This is a genomic window from Pseudoxanthomonas gei, from assembly GCF_010119615.1.
Classification (GTDB): Bacteria; Pseudomonadota; Gammaproteobacteria; order Xanthomonadales; family Xanthomonadaceae; genus Pseudoxanthomonas_A; species Pseudoxanthomonas_A gei.
The window spans coordinates 129,637-148,145 of record NZ_QOVG01000009.1 but is presented as its reverse complement, the minus strand read 5'-3'; the positions used below and the strand labels follow the sequence as shown (position 1 = coordinate 148,145).

The following is an 18,509-nucleotide window of genomic DNA, read 5'->3' as shown; positions in this document are numbered from 1 at the left end:
CTGCACAGGCTGGCCATGACCTCGCCCCACATCAAGACCGAACTCCCCGGCCCCCGGGCACGCGCGATGATCGCGCGCGACGCCGAAGTGATCTCGCCTTCGTACCCGCGCGACTATCCCTTCGTCATGGCCCATGGCCGCGGCACCCAGGTCTGGGACGTGGACGGCAACCGTTTCCTCGACTTCGCCGCCGGCATCGCCGTTTGCGCAACCGGCCATGCGCATCCGCAGGTAGTGGCCGCAGTGAAGGCGGCGGCGGACGAGTTCCTGCACATCTCCAGCGACTACTGGCACGAGCAGATGACCGCGCTGGGTGAACGACTGGCGGCGGTGGCACCGACGCGGACCATCGGCAATGAGCCGGCGATGAGTTTCCTGTGCCAGTCCGGCACCGAAGCGGTCGAGGGCGCGCTGAAGCTGGCTCGCTACGTGACCGGCCGTCCGCGCTTCATGGGTTTCCTGGGGGGCTTCCACGGACGCACCATGGGCTCGCTGTCGTTCACTTCCAGCAAGTACACCCAGCAGCTCGGCTTCGCCCCGACCATGCCGGGGGTGACCCACGCGCCCTATCCGAATCCCTACCGGCCACTGTTTGCCGGCGACGACCAAGGCAAGGCGGTGCTTGATTACCTGCGCATGTTGTTCGAGCGCAACGTCCCGGCTTCGGAAGTGGCCGCGATCCTGGTCGAACCGCTGCAGGGTGAAGGAGGCTACGTGGTGCCGCCGACCGGGTTCCTGGCCGGGTTGCGCGCGCTGTGCGACCAGCACGGCATCCTGCTGATCTTCGACGAAGTGCAATCCGGGGTGGGCCGCACCGGCAGGATGTTCGCCTGCGAACACGCCGGCGTGGTCCCGGACATCATGACCCTGGCCAAGGGCCTGGGCTCGGGCCTGCCGATCGGCGCGGTGGTGGCCAGACGATCACTGATGTCCCAGTGGAAGCGCGGCGCCCACGGCAACACCTACGGCGGCAATCCGCTGTCCTGTGCCGCGGCCAATGCCACCCTGGACCTGGTAGGCGGCGGCCTGGTCGACAATGCGGCTACGGTCGGCGCGCATTTCATGCAAGGGCTGAGGACGCTGCAGCAGGACTACGCGTGCATTGGCGAGGTGCGCGGGCAGGGCCTTATGATCGGCATGGAACTCATCGAAACCGACGGCGAGAAAACTCCGGCCGGCAGGCTGTGCGATGACGTGGTGACCCGCGCCTTCCACAACGGACTGCTGCTGCTGTCCTGCGGCGTGAGCACCGTGCGCTTCATGCCGCCGCTGAATGTCAGCATCGCCGAGGTGGACGAGGCGATCGACCTGCTGAAGACCAGCCTGGATCAGGCACTTGCGCTGGCGAGTGGCCGGTGAGGATCTGCACGGCGGGGTTGTTGTTGGCGCTGTGCGGCACCGCGGTCGCTTCGGAAGCCGGAAGCCGCTTCGTGCCAGCGGACCTGGCCCGGCTGGCCGATCTCGGCGAGCCGCGGTTCGCGCCGGACGGCAACGCGCTGGCCTACACCGTGACCAGCGCCAACCTTGATGAGGACAAGTCGCAGTCCGACCTGTGGCGCGTGGGCTTCGACGGCAGTGCACGCAGGCCACTGACGCGCACGCCCGACAGCAGCGAGTGGCGCCCGCAATGGTCCGGCGACGGCAAGCGCATCGCCTTCCTCTCCGACCGCGTGTATGCCGGCGAGGACAAGGACGACGCGGAGACGCAGGTGTGGGTGATGCCCGCGGGCGGTGGCAATCCGAAACGTCTCACCACGATGTCTGCAGGCATCGAGGATTTCGTCTGGTCCCCGGATGGCAGACAGCTCGCCCTGATCGCGATGGATGCCCAATTCCCCGCCGGCACGGCCAAGCCGAAGAATCCCGCGCCAATTGTCACCACGCGCTACCAGTTCAAGGAAGACGGCACCGGCTACCTGGGCGAACGTCGCAAGCACCTCTACCTGCTCGACGTGGCCAGCGGAAAGGTCCAGCAACTCACTGCAGGTGCGCATGACGAGATCCTGCCCGCGTGGTCCCCGGATGGAAAGTGGATCACCTATGTGACCAAGCGCGGGACCGACCCGGACCGCCACCTCAATTTCGACCTCTACCTGATCGAGCCCAGGGCCGGCGCACGCGAACGTCAACTGACCACCTTACCCGGCGCCGACCTCGACCCGTACTGGGAAACGCGGCCGGCATGGAGCCCGGACAGCACCCGCGTTGCCTACCTGCGCAGCGGCCAGGACAAGTGGATCTACTACGCGCCCTGGCAACTGGCCATCGTCGATGTGGCCTCCGGCAAGGAAACGGTGCCGGCTGACATCGACCGCAATTTCTACAAACCGCGCTGGTCGCCAGACGGAAAAAGTGTCTACGCATTGATCGAACAAAGCCTGGTCACCCACCTGTCGCGCATCGAGCTGGGCGACGGCAAGGTCACCGAAATAACCCGGGGCGAGCGCTTCGACTACGACCTGGACGTGTCGGCCGACGGCCGCGTGGTCGTTCTCGGCGGCAGCGACCAGCGGCCCTATGAAATCTCCGTCGTGGATACGGAGGGTTTGCGTGCGCTCGGCAGGCACAACGACTGGCTGGAAGGAAAGCAGCTGGCCGGGGTGGAGAAGATCCACTTCAAGACAAGGGACGGCACGCAGCTGGAAGGTCTGTTGGTCAAGCCGGTCGGCTATGAGCCCGGCAAACGTTACCCCACGCTGCTGCGCCTGCACGGCGGACCGGTCTACCAGTTCAGCCACGAATTCATGCCGGACTGGCAGGCCTACGCCGCCCGGGGCTACGCCATCGTCGCGATCAATCCGCGCGGCAGTTCCGGGCGTGGCTTCGACTTCGCCAGGGAAATCTACGCCGACTGGGGCAACAAGGACGCGGAAGACGTACTGGCCGGCATCGATCACGTGGTGGCGATGGGCATCGCCGATACCGCGCGACTCGGCGTTGGCGGCTGGAGCTACGGTGCCATCCTGACCAACGCGGTGATCGCGCGCGATACGCGCTTCAAGGCTGCGATCAGCGGCGCGGGCGCCTCCAACATGTACGCGATGTACGGCCACGACCAGTACATCCGGGAGTACGAGCTGGAGCTGGGTTCCCCCTGGAGCAACCGCAAGCTCTACGATCGCGCCAGCATCCCGTTCCTGCATGTGGATCGGATCAGGACCCCAACCCTGTTCCAATGTGGCGAGAAGGATTTCAACGTGCCCTGCCTGGGCGCCGAACAGATGTACCAGGCGCTGCGCTCATTGAACGTGCCGACCCAGCTGGTCGTCTATCCCGGCGAGCACCATGGCCTCACGGTGCCCAGCTATCTGCGCGACCGGCTGGAGCGCAACCTGGCGTGGTACGACAAGTATTTGAAGCCGTGAATGGAGGTGATATTTCCAGACCGCAACAGAAGGACGACCCAACGGAATTCACCTGGGCTGAAGCATCAGCGCTTCGGCGAATAGCGCCCGAACTTCTTCAACAGCTTCACCAGTCCGGGGTGCGAAATGGCCTTGGCATATTTCCCGTCATTGCCCTGCATGTCGCGCGCGGCGACCATCGCGTTGACGATGGCTTCCTCGGTCGCCTGCACGGTGGCTTCGAACAAGCCGTCGATGTGGTCCAGTCCGACGAAACCGGCCTGCGACACCGCATCGCCTTTCAATGCGCCTGCATTGGCGGTGGAGAAGGCGAGGAACAGGTCGCCGGAGCCGTTGCCTGCATAGCTGCCCATCCGCGCCAGGCCCATGCCGGCGCGCTTGGCGATGCGCCGGAGCTGGTGCGGCAGCAGCGGCGCGTCGGTGGCGACCACGATGATGATCGAGCCCGTATCGCCGGCACGCGCCGGCGGCTTGCTGTAGATCATGTAGTTGCGCAGGTACTGGCCGACCGGCACGCCGGCGATGCGCAGGGAATCGCGCACGCCGTAGTTGGCCTGGACCAGCACGCCCACCGTGTAGTTGCCGTCGTCGACCACCCGCGAAGCGGTACCGATACCGCACTTGAATTCGTGGCAGATCATGCCGGTACCACCGCCCACATTGCCCTCGGCCACCGGCCCGCCCCTGGCTTCGGCCAGCGCCGTAGCCACGTGCTCCGGCCGCACGTGGAAGCCATTGATGTCGTTGAGCTCGCCGTCCCAGGTTTCGGCCACTACCGGCAACGACCACCAGTAGCCGGAAGCATCGGCGCCGCCGGCGCGCACGCGTTCGGCGATCACCGCATCTCGGACCACGCCGACACTGTGCGTATTGGTCAGCATCACCGGTCCTTCAAGCTGGCCGGATTCGTCGATCCAGGCGGTGCCGGTCATCTCGCCATTGCCGTTCAAGGCGAACCAGGCGCCGAATACCGGGGTGTCGAAGGTGCCGCGCCCGCGCGGCAGGATCGCGGTCACGCCGGTACGCACTTTCCTGCCGTTGTCCAGATCCTCGATAAGCGTCACCTGGCCGACGCTTATCCCGGCGACATCGGTGATCGCATTCAGCGGGCCAGGCGTGCCTTCGAAGGGAACGCCCAGTTCACGCGCACGCGGTTCGGCGGCGGACGCCAGGCAACTGAGGGCGCACAATGCGATGGCAGCGGGGAAACGGATCATGCGCGCTCCACGAGTCGGCAGGTCCTGAAGATTACAACCATGGGAGTACACGATGCGGCAGGTTGATGCGGCCCAGCAGCTCGAACAGGCGAGCGCCCTGCCGGCGCGCTACTACTTCGGCGAGGACATGCTGGCGATGGAACAACGTGCGGTATTCGCACGCAGCTGGCAGCTGGTGGCGCATCACGCGCAGCTGGCCGAGCCGGGAGACCACGTGGTCGAGAAAATCGGAGAAGTACCGGTCATCGTCATCCGCGGCCAGGACGGCGTGCTGCGCGCCTTCCCCAATGTCTGCCGGCATCGCGCCGGGCCGCTGGCCCTTTGCAATGGCAAGGGCGCGCGCGCCCTGCACTGCAAGTACCACGGCTGGACCTACACCCTGGAAGGCCAGCTGCGCAGCGCCCCGGAGATGCAGGCGGCGCAGGATTTCAGGGTCGAGGACATCCGACTGCCGCCGTTGCACGTGCACCAATGGCAGGGACTGGTGTTCGTGGCGCTCACCGACCAGGTGCCGGCGTTCGAAGAGGTCTATGGCGGCATCGTCGAACGCATCGCGCCGATCGACCTGTCGGCCATGCGCTACCTGCGCCGCGATTCCTACGACATCGACTGCAACTGGAAGGTCTATATCGACAACTTCCTCGAGGGCTACCACCTGCCGCACGTGCACCCGGGCCTGTCGCGGGTGCTGGACTACCGCGCCTACGACACCGAGTTGTTTCCCTGGCATTCGCTGCAGTCCTCGCCGTTGCGCGACGGCGGCGAGTTCTACGGCGAAGGCCGGGCGTTCTACTACCACGTGTACCCGAACGTGATGCTCAACATCATGCCGGGCCGGATGCAGACCAACCGCATCCTGCCGCTGGGCCCGGGCCGCTGCCGCGTCGAGTTCGACTACTACTATGCGCAGGACGCGCAGGCGCTGGCCCGCATCGCCGCCGACCAGGCCTTCAGCGACGAGGTGCAGGTCGAGGACGTGACCATCTGCGAAGCGGTGCAGAAGGGACTGGCCTCGGGCTTCTACGAAGCCGGCCGCCTGTGCCCCAAACGGGAAAGCGGTGTCTGGCATTTCCAGAACCTGCTGCGTGCCGCCTACACCGACCTTGCCGGAACCACGCCATGAACCTGCGCAGCACCTGCCTGTCCGCCGCCCTCGCCTGCTCGCTGCTCCCTTTCGCGAGCCACGCTGCTGAACGCATGACCGTGCATGCCGGCCAGCTGGTCGATGTCGAGACCGGCAAGGTGCTGGCCGACCAGGCCATTGGCGTGGAGGACGGCAGGATCGTTTCGATCGGGCCGTGGAGCCAGGCCGCCGCCCAGGGACGCGTGATCGACTGGTCCACGCTGGTGGTGGTGCCAGGGCTGATGGACATGCACACGCACATCGCCGACGAAGGCCCCTACGCCGATCCGGCCACGCCCCTGAAAAGCAATCCGGGGCGTGATGCGCTGATCGGCGCGGCCAACGCGCGCAGGACCCTGCAGGCCGGCTTCACTACCGTGCGCGATGTGGGTGTGTTCCGGGGCCTGTCCGACGTGATCCTGCGCGATGCCATCAACGCCGGCCTGGTGCCGGGACCGCGCATGTTCGTCGCGGGCGCCTACATCACCATCAGCGGCGGCGGTGGCGAAATCACCGGGCTGCCCGCGGGAACCGTGGTCCCGCCTGAGTTCCGTCTCGGTGTGTCCGATAACGAGGCGGAAATCCGCGAGCATGTGAACTACCTGCTTGACCACGGCGCGGATTTCATCAAGGTCATCGCCACGGGCGCCGTGCTGGCCGCCGGCACCGAACCGGGCCAGTCCGAGTACACCGAGGCCCAGATCCGTGCCGCGGTGGAGGAAGCCGGCAAGCGTGGCACGTTCGTTGCCGCCCATGCGCATGGCGCCGAAGGCATCAAGCGTGCCGTGCGCGCCGGGGCACGCTCGATCGAACACGGCTCGCTGATGGACGACGAGTCCATCGCCCTGATGAAGCAGCACGGCACCTGGCTGGATGCCGACATCTACAACGGCGACTACATCGATTCGGTGGGTCGTGCGGACGGATGGTCGGAAGAGATCCTGCGCAAGAACCTGCAGACCACCGACGCCCAGCGCCAGGGCTTCCGCAAGGCCGTGCAGGCAGGCGTCAAGATCTCCTACGGCACCGACTCCGGCGTCTACCCGCACGGCGACAACGCACGCCAGTTCGCCTACATGGTCAAGTACGGGATGACGCCGTTGCAGGCCCTGCAGTCGGCAACCCTGGTTTCAGCGCAGCTGCTCGACAGGGAAAAGGATCTCGGCTCGATTGCAGTGGGCAAGTTCGCCGACCTGGTCGCAGTGGGGTGCGACCCGCTGCAGGACATCGAATGCCTGCGCAGGGTGAGGGGCGTGGTGAAGCAGGGACAATGGATCGGCCTGGAGTGAGGTCGACGGTCGCTCGAGCGCTCCCCCCCCCCCCGGAACGTCATCCCGCGCAGGCGGAGACCCAGTGGCTTTGCTTCGACCACGGAAGTCGCTGGGTTCCCGCCTGACCAGCCGTTCGGCTGTTGAAAACCGCGGCAATGACGAATGACCCACATATCCGCAGGATTGATATGAACGACACCAGGAAAATCGGCTTCTGGACCTGCACCGCGCTGGTGGTGGGCAATACCATCGGCATGGGCATCTTCCTGCTGCCCGCGTCGCTGGCGCCCTACGGTTTCAATGCCACCGTCGGCTGGTGCATCACCGTGTTCGGCTGTATTGCACTGGCGCGCGTATTCGCCAGGCTGGCGCGGGAGCTGCCCAATGCCGACGGGCCCTACGGCTACGTGCGCAGCACCCTGGGCGAGCTGCCCGCCTACGTCGCCATGTGGTGCTACTGGGTATCGATATGGATCACCAATGCCGCCCTGGCCACCGGCGTGGTCGCCTACATCCGCGCCGCGTTCCCGGAACTGGCGCACCTGCAGCCCTCGGTGTTCGCCCTGGCGCTGCTATGGACCTTCGTTTCCATCAACCTGTTGGGCGTGCGTACTGGCGGCGGCGTTCAGCTGGTGACCACCGCACTGAAACTGCTGCCGATGCTGGCCATCGCCGTGCTCGGCGCGTGGATGCTGGTCGACTCGCCGCAGTCCTACGTTGCACATCTGCCGGCCCGGCCGGTCACCCTGCAGGATTCCATGGCCGCCTCGACCATCGCCCTGTTCGCGATGCTTGGCATCGAAGCGGCAACGGTGCCAGCCTCCAAGGTGGACAACCCGGGCCGCACCATTCCACGCGCCACCATCGTCGGCACCCTGGTCACCGCCGCCATCTACCTGGTCGTGTCCACCGTACCCATGCTGCTCTTGCCCGGGCAGGAGCTGGCCAACGCGCCGGCGCCTTTTGCGCTGCTGATGGACCGCTTCGTTGGAGAAGGCACGGGCCGCTGGCTGGCCGTGTTCGTGGTGGTCAGCGGGCTGGGCGCCTTGAATGGCTGGACCCTGCTGGTGGGTGAACTGACCCGCACCATGGCCGACAACGGCGTGCTGCCCGCCTTCCTGTCGCGCAACAACCGCAAGGGCGCTCCGGCCTTGGCCCTGGTCGTCACCGGCGTGCTGGCCAGCGCCATGATCCTGATGAATTACAGCAAGTCGCTGGTCAATGGCTTCACCCTGCTGACGCAAGTGGTCACCGCCGCCAACCTGCCCTTGTACCTGTGCTGCTCGCTGGCACTGGCTGTGCTGTGGAGACGCGGCAAGCGCCTGGATGACAAGGGTGTGCGCGGGTTGCTGTCGATCGCGGTGCTGGGAACGGCCTACTCGATTTTCGCGTTCTTCGGCATGGGGCACGAGGCTTTCATGATGGCCCTGGTATTGGCTGCGGCGGGACTGCCGCTCTACGTTTTCATGCTGGTGCTGCGCAAGCGGCTTCGGCGGTCCTGATCCATGCCGCGCGATCCCCGCTACGACCTTCTTTTCACCCCGATCAAACTGGGACCGGTGACGGCGAAGAACCGCTTCTTCCAGGTGCCTCATTGCAATGGCATGGGTCACGCCATGCCGCTGGCGCATGCGGCGATGCGCGAAGTGAAGGCCGAAGGTGGCTGGGCGGTGGTGTCGACCGAGGAATGCGAGATCCACCCCAGCAGCGACCTGACCCCCTACGTGGAGGCAAGACTGTGGGACGACCGCGACATCCCGGCGCTGGCTTTGATGTGCGACAAGGTGCATGCCCATGGCGCGCTGGCCGCGCTGGAGCTTTCGCACAACGGCCCGACCGCGTCCAACCTGTATTCACGCGAAGTGCTGCTGGCGCCGTCGCACCAGCCTTCCAAATACGGTTATCCGTCGCAGGCGCGCGCGATGAACCTGCACGACATCCGCCAGTACCGGCGCTGGCATCGCGAGGCGGCGATCCGTGGCAAGCGTGCCGGCATGGACATCATCTACGTATACGCCGGCCACGACCTGTCGCTGGCCATGCACTTCCTGCAGCGCCGTCGCAACCAGCGCACCGACGAATACGGCGGCTCGCTGGAGAACCGCGTGCGCCTGTTGCGGGAGGTGTTGGAGGACACCCGCGATGCCATCGGCGATACCTGCGCCGTGGCCCTGCGCTTCGCTACCGAGGAACTGCTGGGCCCCGGGGGCGTGGAGTTGAACGAGGCCCGGGACATCGTCGCCATGCTGGCGGAGCTTCCCGATCTGTGGGACGTCAACGTGGCGGCCTGGTACAACGACTCGATGCCTTCGCGCTTCGCATCGGAAGGCGCGCAGGAACCCTTCATCGATTTCGTCAAGAAGACCACGACCAGGCCCGTGGTCGGCGTCGGCCGCTTCACTTCGCCCGACACCATGGTCTCCCAACTCAGGCGTGGCGTGCTGGACATGATCGGCGCCGCACGTCCTTCCATTGCCGATCCGTTCCTGCCCAGGAAGATAGAGGAAGGACGCATCGACGATATACGCGAATGCATCGGCTGCAACATCTGCGTCTCCGGCGACATGACCATTTCGCCGATCCGCTGCACCCAGAACCCGACCATGGGCGAGGAATGGCGCAAGGACTGGCATCCAGAGACCATCGCGCCGCGCAGCTCCGCCTCGCGCGTGCTGGTGGTCGGCGCCGGGCCGGCGGGACTGGAGGCCACGCGTGCGCTGGGCCAACGCGGTTACGACGTGAGCCTGGCCGAGGCCCGCAGGGAACTGGGCGGCCGGGTGACCCGCGAGTCCCGCCTGCCCGGGTTGTCCGAATGGGCACGCGTGCGTGACTGGCGCGTAGGCCAGATCGGCAAGATGGATAACGTCGGCGTGTACCTGGACTCGCCACTGACCGTCCAGGACGTGCTCGATTTCGGCGCCGGGCATGTGGTGCTGTCCACCGGCTGCCATTGGCGCCGCGATGGTTTCGGACGCAGCAATGGCCTGGGTATCGCGGACTTCGAAAGCAACCAGCGCGTCTTCACCCCCGACGACCTGATGGACGGCCGCTGGCCGCAGGGCCGCGTGGTGGTCTTCGACGACGACAACTTCTACCTGGCCAGCGTGCTGGCCGAAGCCCTGCGCAGGCAGGGCTGCGATGTGACCTACGTGACCGCCGACGACACCGTCGCCTCATGGAGCGTGCACACGCTCGACTATCGCCACATCAGGGTACGCATGGCGGAGCTGGGAATCGAGCCGATCGTGTCGCACAACATCGAGCGCTTCCAGGGCACGACCTTGGTCTTGGAAAACGTATGGAGCGGGAAGCAAAGCGATGTGCAGTGCGACGCGGTCGTGAGCATCACCTCGCGCCTGCCCGACGATCAGCTGCACGCCGGGCTGCTGCTGCGCGAGCCCGAATGGAACGGGGCCGGAATCCGCTCCGTCCGCTGCATTGGCGACGCCCTGGCCCCGGGCCTGATCGTGCATGCGGTGTACGAAGGCCATCGCTATGCACGCGAACTGGAACAGGACGTGCCTTCGGGCGTGCCCTTCAAGCGGCACTTCCACGTCGGCAACGAGGACGGTCCGCTTCGCTGACCCGATGCAGCGGGACGCGCCTTATGGGCACCACACGTTTTTTTGCGCGGCGGCTCAGTAGACCAGCGTCTGGATCGCGTGGGCGGGGATGCCGACCCGTGCAGACTCCTGGCCCACGTAGAAGTTGTAGGTGATTTCCTTGTCGGTCGGGTTCATCACCACGGTGGCCAGCTGGTTGTCCTCGTTGAGAAAAGCGGTGGCCAGCAGGGTGCTGCGGCTGCTGGCCACACCCACGCGCCGGGCGTTGGGGCGGATGAACCTGGAGAAGTGGCCGATGTAATAGTAGCTGGGCGTGTAGATCAGTTCGCCGGTGCGCGTATCCGCGTGCAAGGGCGCAAAGCACAGGTTGCCGACATGGTTGGGGCCGCCGGTTTCATCCAGCAGCATGTTCCAGTCGGTCCAGCCCACGGCGCCGCTGTTGAAATCATTGATCATGGCGCTGCCGTAGCGCTCGGCATTGGGCCAGTACTGGTAGCGCGCGGGGTCGAATTTCTCCACGGCCGCTTCAGTCAGCAACAGCGGCTTGTCGGGATAAGCGGCGGCCACGGCGGCGACGTTGGCATACATCGGGGCAAAGCCCGCCCAGGTCTCATACCAGTGGAAGCCCATGCCCCAGGCGTATTTCGATGCTTCCGGATCGTCGAAGATCACCTTGGCGCGATAGGCGATCATGTCGCGGTTGTGGTCCCAGACGATGATCTTCTTGTCGGCATAGCCGGCCTTGTGCATGGTCGGACCGAGATGGTTCTTGAGGAAGTCGCGCTCCTCTTCCGCCGTGTACAGCATCGATTCCCAGGTCTGCGTGGCCATGGGCTCGTTCTGCACGGTGATGCCCCAGATCGGGATGCCTTCCTGTTCGTAGGCAGCGATGAAGCGGGTGAAATAGCGCGCCCACGCATCGGCATACTCGGGCAGCAGCGCACCGCCCTTGAGCATGTTGTTGGTGGTCTTCATGAAGGCCGGCGCACTCCAGGGGCTGGCGAACAGGGTCAGCTTGCCGCCAGCGGCGGCGATGGCTCTCTTGATGAGCGGGATGCGGGCCTTGCGGTCGTGATCTATGGAAAAACTGGTCAAGGCCTTGTCGCCTTCCCTGATGTAGGTATAGCTGGCGCTGCTGAAATCGGAACTGTGGATGGTGGTGCGGGCCAGCGAATAGCCGATGCCCTTGTCCTTGTCGTAGTACGCCTTCAGGAACTCCGCCTGGCGCCGCGGATCCAGCTTGGCGAACACTTCGGCACTGGAGTCGGTGATGGCACCACCGATGCCCAGCAGCGACTGGTAGTGCCGGTCGGGATCGATGAACACGGACGTTTCCGACTCGACCAGCTTGTGCCCCGCCGCCAACGTAACGGTCCTGCTGCGTTCCAGGCGCTGCCCGCTGCCCTGCGCACTGGTATGGATGACAACGGCCTTTACGCTGCTTGAGAATTTCTTCACCGTGTTGTCCGCCGCTGTTGCCTGGCCAGCACTTGCCATCATTGCAACAAACGCCACTGCTGACGGATAGAGGAATCGGTTTTTCATTAGTGTTCCCGGCGAAAGGCGACCTGCGGATGCGGACCGGCCGACGCTATTCCGCGCGTCGGACCAGACCTGCTTGCTGTTTCGTGACAGCGCTGTCATATAATCCGCGCGCGCTGCTGTCAACCGCGATGTCTCCGGGGAGCCGGTTTTGCAGCGTCCGCCATGCCGTTGGCGGGATCCAGTGGTGGGGAATGCCGGCTTGTATTGCCACGCAACATGCATATGCGCATGCGATCAGGACGTTTGCATCCGTCCTGCAGGCAGTGCCGGGCCGAACTCAGGACGATGCGGGGACATGACATTGCAGAGTGATCGAACGGGGCCGAAAGGCCAGGGGCAAGTTGCAGTGCAGCGCAATGCATGCGCAGGCGATCGGCATGCGTAGCCGCATCGAGGACGTGGCCGCAGCCGCTGGCGTGTCCATGAAGACGGTGTCGCGGGTCCTCAACAATGAGCCCAACGTGCGCGACATCACGCGCGAGCGGGTCATGCGCGCGGTCGAGCAACTGCAGTACAAGCCCAATCTTTCGGCGCGCAGCCTGGCCGGCCAGCGCTCCTGCGTGGTCGCGCTGGTCTACAACAATCCATCGCGCAACTACCTGATGGAAATCCAGAACGGCATGCTCGAAGCCTGCCGCGCCAACCACTACAACCTGGTGCTGGGGCCGGTAGGTTCCGGCACGCAGCGCGCAGCGGATATCAAGGGTCTTTTCGAGTATTTCGGACCCGACGGCGTGGTCCTGATTCCGCCACTCACCGACGACCCCGTCGTGCTTGCCTACCTGCAGGAACACGGCGTGCCATTCGCCTGCATCGCCCCGCGCGAACCGCAGAACCACATCGGGGTGATGATGGAGGAGACCGCCGCGGTGGTGGAGCTGGTGGCAGGACTGATCGCGCTTGGACACCGGCGCATCGGCCACATCAAGGGTCCACGCGCGCACGGTGCCTGCCAGTGGCGTTACGCCGGCTATCGCCAGGCGCTGCGCACTGCAGGCCTGGCTTACGATCCGCGACTGGTGGTGCAAGGTGAATTCTCGTTCGAATCCGGAATGCAGGGTGCCAACCGCCTGCTGGACCTGCCGGATCCACCCACTGCGATTTTCGCGGCCAACGACGACATGGCGGCCGGAGTGATCCGCGCGGCCGGTGAACGCGGCGTGTCGGTGCCACGCGAACTGTCGGTGTGCGGCTTCGACGACACCCCCATCGCCAGCCACATCTATCCGGCCCTCACCACGGTGCGCCAACCGACTTCGGAGATGGGGCGGCTGGCCACCCTGGAGTTGCTGGACCGAATTCGAACCCCGGATGGTGGACGCATGGTCCATGTGCAGCACACGCTGCTGTTCCGTGACTCGACCCGGGCGCCGGCGCACTGATCGCAGCTTCGAGTACAAGCGCATATACATGCGTGCAGCGTTGATGCCGCGCCGATGGCGGCGGCACGCTGGCGCAACTGCTTCACCAGCCGTACTGCACGCCGTCATGCACTGACGCTGATTATTTCGCTGCGACGCAGCATTTTTTTTCACCAAACCGCTTGTTTTTACGGCTCCAGTCCAAATCCCGGCCTCTTGTTGACAACGCTGTCAATTGGGCGTTCAATGCGCCGGCAATGTGAGATCAGACACATTCCAGTGACCTGACATCAAAATTTATTTCGTGAAATTCCGGGGAGGGAAGTTCCATGAAACATGTCCATGCTGTGCCCAAGAAAAGAATCCTGACATCCGCCCTGCTGCTGGCCATGGCCAATCCGCTGTATGCGCAGGTGGTGACGGACGAAGGGAAAAACCCGACGACCACCGCTGCGGCCGAAGCCGATGCAGCCACGCTGGACACCGTGGTGGTGACCGGCATCCGCGGCAGCCTGACCTCCTCGATGAACCTCAAGCGCGATGCGCAGGGCATCGTCGACGGCATCGTCGCCGAGGACATCGGCAAGTTCCCCGACACCAACCTGGCCGAATCGCTGCAGCGCATTTCCGGCGTCTCCATCGACCGCTCGATGGGTGAAGGTTCCAAGGTCACCGTGCGTGGCGTAGGTCCGGACTTCAACCTGGTGCTGCTCAACGGCAGGCAGATGCCGGCCTCCAGCAATGCGGGCGGCGCCGGTGTCTCCAACTCGCGGGCCTTTGATTTCGCCAACCTGGCGTCCGAATCCATCTCCGGCGTCGAGGTCTACAAGACCAGTCGCGCGCAGACGCCCCCCGGCGGGATTGGCGCCACCATCAACATCAAGACCGCGCGTCCGCTGGAGTCGGCCCCTACGATCAGCGTAGGCATGAAGGCAGTCAACGACACTTCCAATGGCAACCTGCCCAGTTCCCTGCAGGGCGAGGATTTTACCGGTGAAATGTCGGGCATCTTCAGCCAGACCTACGCCGACGGAAAATTCGGTGTCGCCCTGAGCGGCAGCTTCCAGAAGCGCGATTTCGGTTACAGCCAGGTCTCCGTTCCCAATGGCTGGCGCCCTTTCCGCGGCGACGAGAACAACTGGGGCACCATTCCTCAGCCGGGCTCGCCGGGTTCGGAGAACATCATCAACCGTCCCGGCCCCACCGACATCTATTCGGTGCCGCAGAACCTCAACTACAGCGTCAATGGCGTGCAGCGCGAGCGCACCAACGGCCAGATCACCCTGCAGTGGGCGCCTACCGACCGGGTCACAGCGACGCTGGACTACACCTATTCGGAAAACAAGATCCAGCAGCAGCGCAACGAGCTGTCGGTGTGGTTCAACTATGGCCCCTCATCCAGCTCGTGGACCGATGGCCCGGTGGCGGCGCCAATCGTCTACTCCGAGGCCCTGACCTTCAACGGCAATGGCGATCCGAACTATTCCGACGTGTCGATGGGCGGCATGAAGCTGGCCAACGTCAACGAGAACAAGTCGCTTGGCTTCAACGTCGAGTGGGAAGTCAATGACCGCCTGGACCTGGCATTCGACTACCACGACTCATCCGCCGAAACGCGCCCCGACAGCCCGTACGGCTCGGCAGGCGTGCTGGGCGCCTCGGCCTTCGTGCGCGCGACCACCACCGCCGATTTCAGCCGCGATTTCCCGGTGCTGACCATCACCCTGCCGCCGGGCGTGGCGCAGGTAGCGCCCTCGCAAGCGCTGGTGAGCGGCTCGGTGTTCCAGAACGCCTACACGCGTTCGGAAATCGAGCAGGGGCAGATCAGCGGTCGCTTTGAACTGGGTGATTATTCCGGCCTGGACTTCGGGGTCTCGTCGACCGAAGTCAACAACCGCACCGCCTACGGTTTCATGCAGCGCGACACCTGGGGCGGCGTGGGCACGCCGGCCGACTATGCCGATGACATCTGGACGCCCGACAACATGGGTCGTTACTTCGATGCGTTCTCCGGCAGCAACAGCCCCAACTTCACCGACACCTTCCTGTTGTTCGACTTCGACCGACTGCGCGACCGCGCCGCCGAGCTCACCGGTCGCGACGACTGGTATCGCGCCCCGGCCGCATTCAGCCGCGACCTGCGCACCACCGAGAAGTCGCAGGGCGCCTACCTGCAGTGGAACAACTCCTGGCAGTGGAGCATGCCGTTCAACCTGGCGGTCGGCGTGCGTTACGAGAAGACCGAGATCACATCGTCGGCGCTGGTCCCGACCGCCAATGCCATCTCCTGGGGCGCGGCGAACGAGTTGAACCTGGTCTTCGGTGACCCGGCGTTCGCCACCCTCAAGGGTGAATACGACCACTGGCTGCCCAACATCGACATGAGCCTCGAGCTGACCGACAGCATGATCCTGCGCGGCAGCTACGGCCGCACGATCGGCCGGCCGGGCTGGGCGGACATCCAGGGCGGGCAGACGCTGGACCAGATCGTGCGCGTGGACGGCGGCACCGGCGCGGCGGGCGATCCAGCCCTGGAGCCGCTGGTTTCCGACAACTTCGACCTGTCCTTCGAGTGGTACTACGGCGAGTCCAGCTATTTCTCGGTGGGCTACTTCCGCAAGAACATCGACAACTACATCGGCACCACCCAGATCGTGGACGTGGGCGGCAGCGATGGCGAGACGCCGTTCGACCTGCACACTCCGGTGGGCGGTGCCTACTGGAACGCCGCGCTGGCCGGCGGCTGTCCCACCGCCGACGTGGTCTGCATCCGCAACTACATCTTCAGCAATTTCAACGGCCAACCCGGCGTTACGGCGGGGCCGCTGGACAGCACCGGCAACTTCACCGGCACCATCGTCGGCCAGCCTGGCGATCCACTGGCGAACTTCCGCATCAATACACCCGCCAATACCGGATCGTCGACGCTTGATGGCTTTGAAATCAACCTGCAGCATGTCTTCGGCGAAAGCGGCTTCGGCCTGGCCGCGAACTACACCATCGTCGACAGTCCGAACCTCAATTACGACAACTACGTGATCGGCGACCAGTTCGCCCTGATCGGATTGAGCGACTCGGCCAACTTCGTGGGCTTCTACGACAAGGGAGCCTGGCAGATCCGAGCGGCCTACAACTGGCGTGACGAGTTCCTGTCGGGCCGGTTCGACGGCATCGGGCCAAACCCCAACTACACCGAGGCCTACGGACAGTTCGACCTGAGCATCGGCTACAAGGTCAACGACCAGTTCTCGATCCAGTTCGAAGGCATCAACCTGACCGACGAGACCCAGCGCATCCACGGCCGCAACAAGAACCAGCTGCTGTTCGCCACCCAGACCGGTCCGCGCTACATGCTCGGCTTCCGCTACAAGTTCGAATAACGGCAGCTGCAACGATTGCGCGGCCCATGGCCGCGCCTTCAGGAAGCCGCCGAAACCCGGCGGCTTCTTCTTGTGGTATGTGTGCAGAACCAACATCGGCGCGGGGGTGATTGATTGAGCGATGCCATCAGACACGTGGTCATCTTGGGCGGCGGTTCGGCCGGCTGGCTGACCGCGGCGGTGCTTGCCGCCGATCACCAGGCCAATACCGGCACGGGCCTGCAGATCACCCTGATCGAATCGCCCGACGTGGCCACCATCGGCGTTGGCGAAGGCACCTGGCCGACCATGCGCGACACCCTGCGCAGGACCGGGGTGACCGAGACCGACTTCATCCGCGAATGCGACGCCGCCTTCAAGCAGGGCTCCAAGTTCGCGCGCTGGACGCAGGACCACGACGACGACTATTACTACCATCCGTTCGTGCTGCCACAGGGCTACCTGGAAACCAACGTGGTCGCCGGCTGGATGCAGCATCCGCAGGTCCCGTTCGGCAAACTGGTGAGTTTCCAGCCGCACCTGTGCGAAGCGGGCAAGGCGCCCAAGCAGTTCTCCACCCCCGAATACGCGTCGGTGGCCAACTACGCCTACCACCTGGATGCCGGCAAGCTGGGCGTGTTCATGCGCAAACACTGCGTGGAAAACCTCGGCGTGCGGCATGTGTCCGACCACATGACCGCAGTCAACGCGCATGACAGCGGCGACATTGCCTCGCTGCAGACGCGCAACCATGGCGCCATCGAAGGCGACCTGTTCATCGACTGCACCGGCATGCGCGCGCTGCTGATCGGGCAGCACTACGGCATCGACCTGCAGTCCCAGAAGGACGTGCTGTTCAATGATCGCGCCATCGCCCTGCAGGTGCCTTACGCGGATCCCGAGTGGCCGATCGCATGCCAGACCATTTCCACCGCGCAGGGCAGTGGCTGGGTCTGGGACATCGGCCTGCAGACCCGGCGCGGTGTGGGCCATGTCTATTCCAGCACCCACACCACCGATGAAGCAGCCGCCGAGGAACTGCGCAAGTACGTGATTGCAACCGGTGGCCGCGAGCAGGACGTGTACACGCTGCCGAAGATCACCATCCGCCCCGGCTACCGCGGCACCTCATGGCACCGCAACTGCCTGGCGATCGGCCTGTCCAGCGGGTTCATGGAACCGCTGGAAGCTTCCTCCCTGGTCATGGTCGAGCTGGCCGCCGGCATGCTCAGCGACCAGATGCCGGCCACGCGCAGTGACATGGACCTCGTGGCGCGCCGCTACAACGAGGCCTTCGCCTATCGCTGGGAACGGGTGGTCGATTTCCTCAAGTTGCACTACGTGCTGACGAAGCGCACGGACACCGAATACTGGCGCGACAACTGTCGTCCGGAAACCATTCCCGAGCGATTGCAGGCCCTGCTGCAACTGTGGCGCCACCAGCCGCCCTCGCGCTATGACCTGCATCGCGTGGAGGAAGTGTTTCCCTCGGCCAGCTACCAGTACATCCTGTATGGCATGGGCTTCCACCCCGATGCGCGCCCCACCCGCCGGCGCATGGATGATGCCCGCATGTCCGAAGGCTATTTCCGCGAGGCCGCGGAGCTGACCCGGAAAATGCTGGCGGCGTTGCCTGGACATCGCGAGATGCTCGACCATGTGCGCACGCACGGCATGCCACGCATCTAGCCTGCTCATTACTGCC

At 64.8% G+C, this 18,509-nt stretch carries 11 protein-coding genes; 9 read left to right on the top strand and 2 right to left on the bottom strand.

The annotated features are described in order from the left end of the window. Positions 1 to 15 precede the first annotated feature (15 nt). Both DT603_RS13500 and DT603_RS13495 read left to right on the top strand, forming a co-directional pair. On the top strand, positions 16 to 1,359 hold the full coding sequence (locus DT603_RS13500) for an acetyl ornithine aminotransferase family protein (RefSeq protein WP_162350498.1): 1,344 nt from the start codon (positions 16 to 18) through the stop codon (positions 1,357 to 1,359). Next, positions 1,356 to 3,365 (top strand): prolyl oligopeptidase family serine peptidase, encoded by a 2,010-nt coding sequence (locus DT603_RS13495; RefSeq protein ID WP_162350497.1) that lies wholly within the window; start codon positions 1,356 to 1,358, stop codon positions 3,363 to 3,365. Before DT603_RS13500 ends, DT603_RS13495 begins: the two co-directional genes overlap by 4 nt. 65 nt (positions 3,366 to 3,430) lie before the next feature. Here the strand turns inward: DT603_RS13495 and DT603_RS13490 are convergent, their stop codons facing one another. Then, a complete protein-coding gene (locus DT603_RS13490; RefSeq protein WP_162350496.1) occupies positions 3,431 to 4,582 on the bottom strand; it encodes a DmpA family aminopeptidase in 1,152 nt (383 codons plus the stop codon). A gap of 52 nt (positions 4,583 to 4,634) precedes the next feature. Here DT603_RS13490 and DT603_RS13485 point away from each other — a divergent pair, with 52 nt between their 5' ends. From DT603_RS13485 to DT603_RS13470, 4 genes are all read left to right on the top strand, one after another. After that, on the top strand, positions 4,635 to 5,705 hold the full coding sequence (locus DT603_RS13485; protein WP_162350495.1) for an aromatic ring-hydroxylating oxygenase subunit alpha: 1,071 nt from the start codon (positions 4,635 to 4,637) through the stop codon (positions 5,703 to 5,705). After that, positions 5,702 to 6,994: a Xaa-Pro dipeptidase gene (locus tag DT603_RS13480; protein ID WP_162350494.1), complete on the top strand. Its 1,293-nt coding sequence runs from the start codon at positions 5,702 to 5,704 to the stop codon at positions 6,992 to 6,994. Before DT603_RS13485 ends, DT603_RS13480 begins: the two co-directional genes overlap by 4 nt. 170 nt (positions 6,995 to 7,164) lie before the next feature. Continuing rightward, on the top strand, positions 7,165 to 8,478 hold the full coding sequence (locus DT603_RS13475; RefSeq protein ID WP_162350493.1) for an APC family permease: 1,314 nt from the start codon (positions 7,165 to 7,167) through the stop codon (positions 8,476 to 8,478). A 3-nt stretch (positions 8,479 to 8,481) separates the two neighbouring features. Next, positions 8,482 to 10,560, top strand: coding sequence for an oxidoreductase (locus DT603_RS13470; protein WP_162350492.1), 2,079 nt, complete (start codon positions 8,482 to 8,484; stop codon positions 10,558 to 10,560). Between the two features lie 54 nt (positions 10,561 to 10,614). Here DT603_RS13470 and DT603_RS13465 read toward each other — a convergent pair whose 3' ends face one another. Further along, positions 10,615 to 12,084: a glycoside hydrolase family 30 protein gene (locus DT603_RS13465; protein ID WP_162350491.1), complete on the bottom strand. Its 1,470-nt coding sequence runs from the start codon at positions 12,082 to 12,084 to the stop codon at positions 10,615 to 10,617. Positions 12,085 to 12,461: 377 nt separating this feature from the next. Between DT603_RS13465 and DT603_RS13460 the strand changes: the two genes are divergently transcribed. From DT603_RS13460 to DT603_RS13450, 3 genes are all read left to right on the top strand, one after another. Continuing rightward, on the top strand, positions 12,462 to 13,466 hold the full coding sequence (locus DT603_RS13460) for a LacI family DNA-binding transcriptional regulator (protein ID WP_162350490.1): 1,005 nt from the start codon (positions 12,462 to 12,464) through the stop codon (positions 13,464 to 13,466). 308 nt (positions 13,467 to 13,774) lie between these two features. Continuing rightward, entirely contained in the window at positions 13,775 to 16,825 is a 3,051-nt protein-coding gene (locus tag DT603_RS13455) for a TonB-dependent receptor (protein WP_162350489.1), read from the top strand. A 114-nt stretch (positions 16,826 to 16,939) separates the two neighbouring features. Further along, entirely contained in the window at positions 16,940 to 18,493 is a 1,554-nt protein-coding gene (locus DT603_RS13450; protein ID WP_162350488.1) for a tryptophan halogenase family protein, read from the top strand. The last annotated feature ends 16 nt before the right edge of the window (positions 18,494 to 18,509 follow it).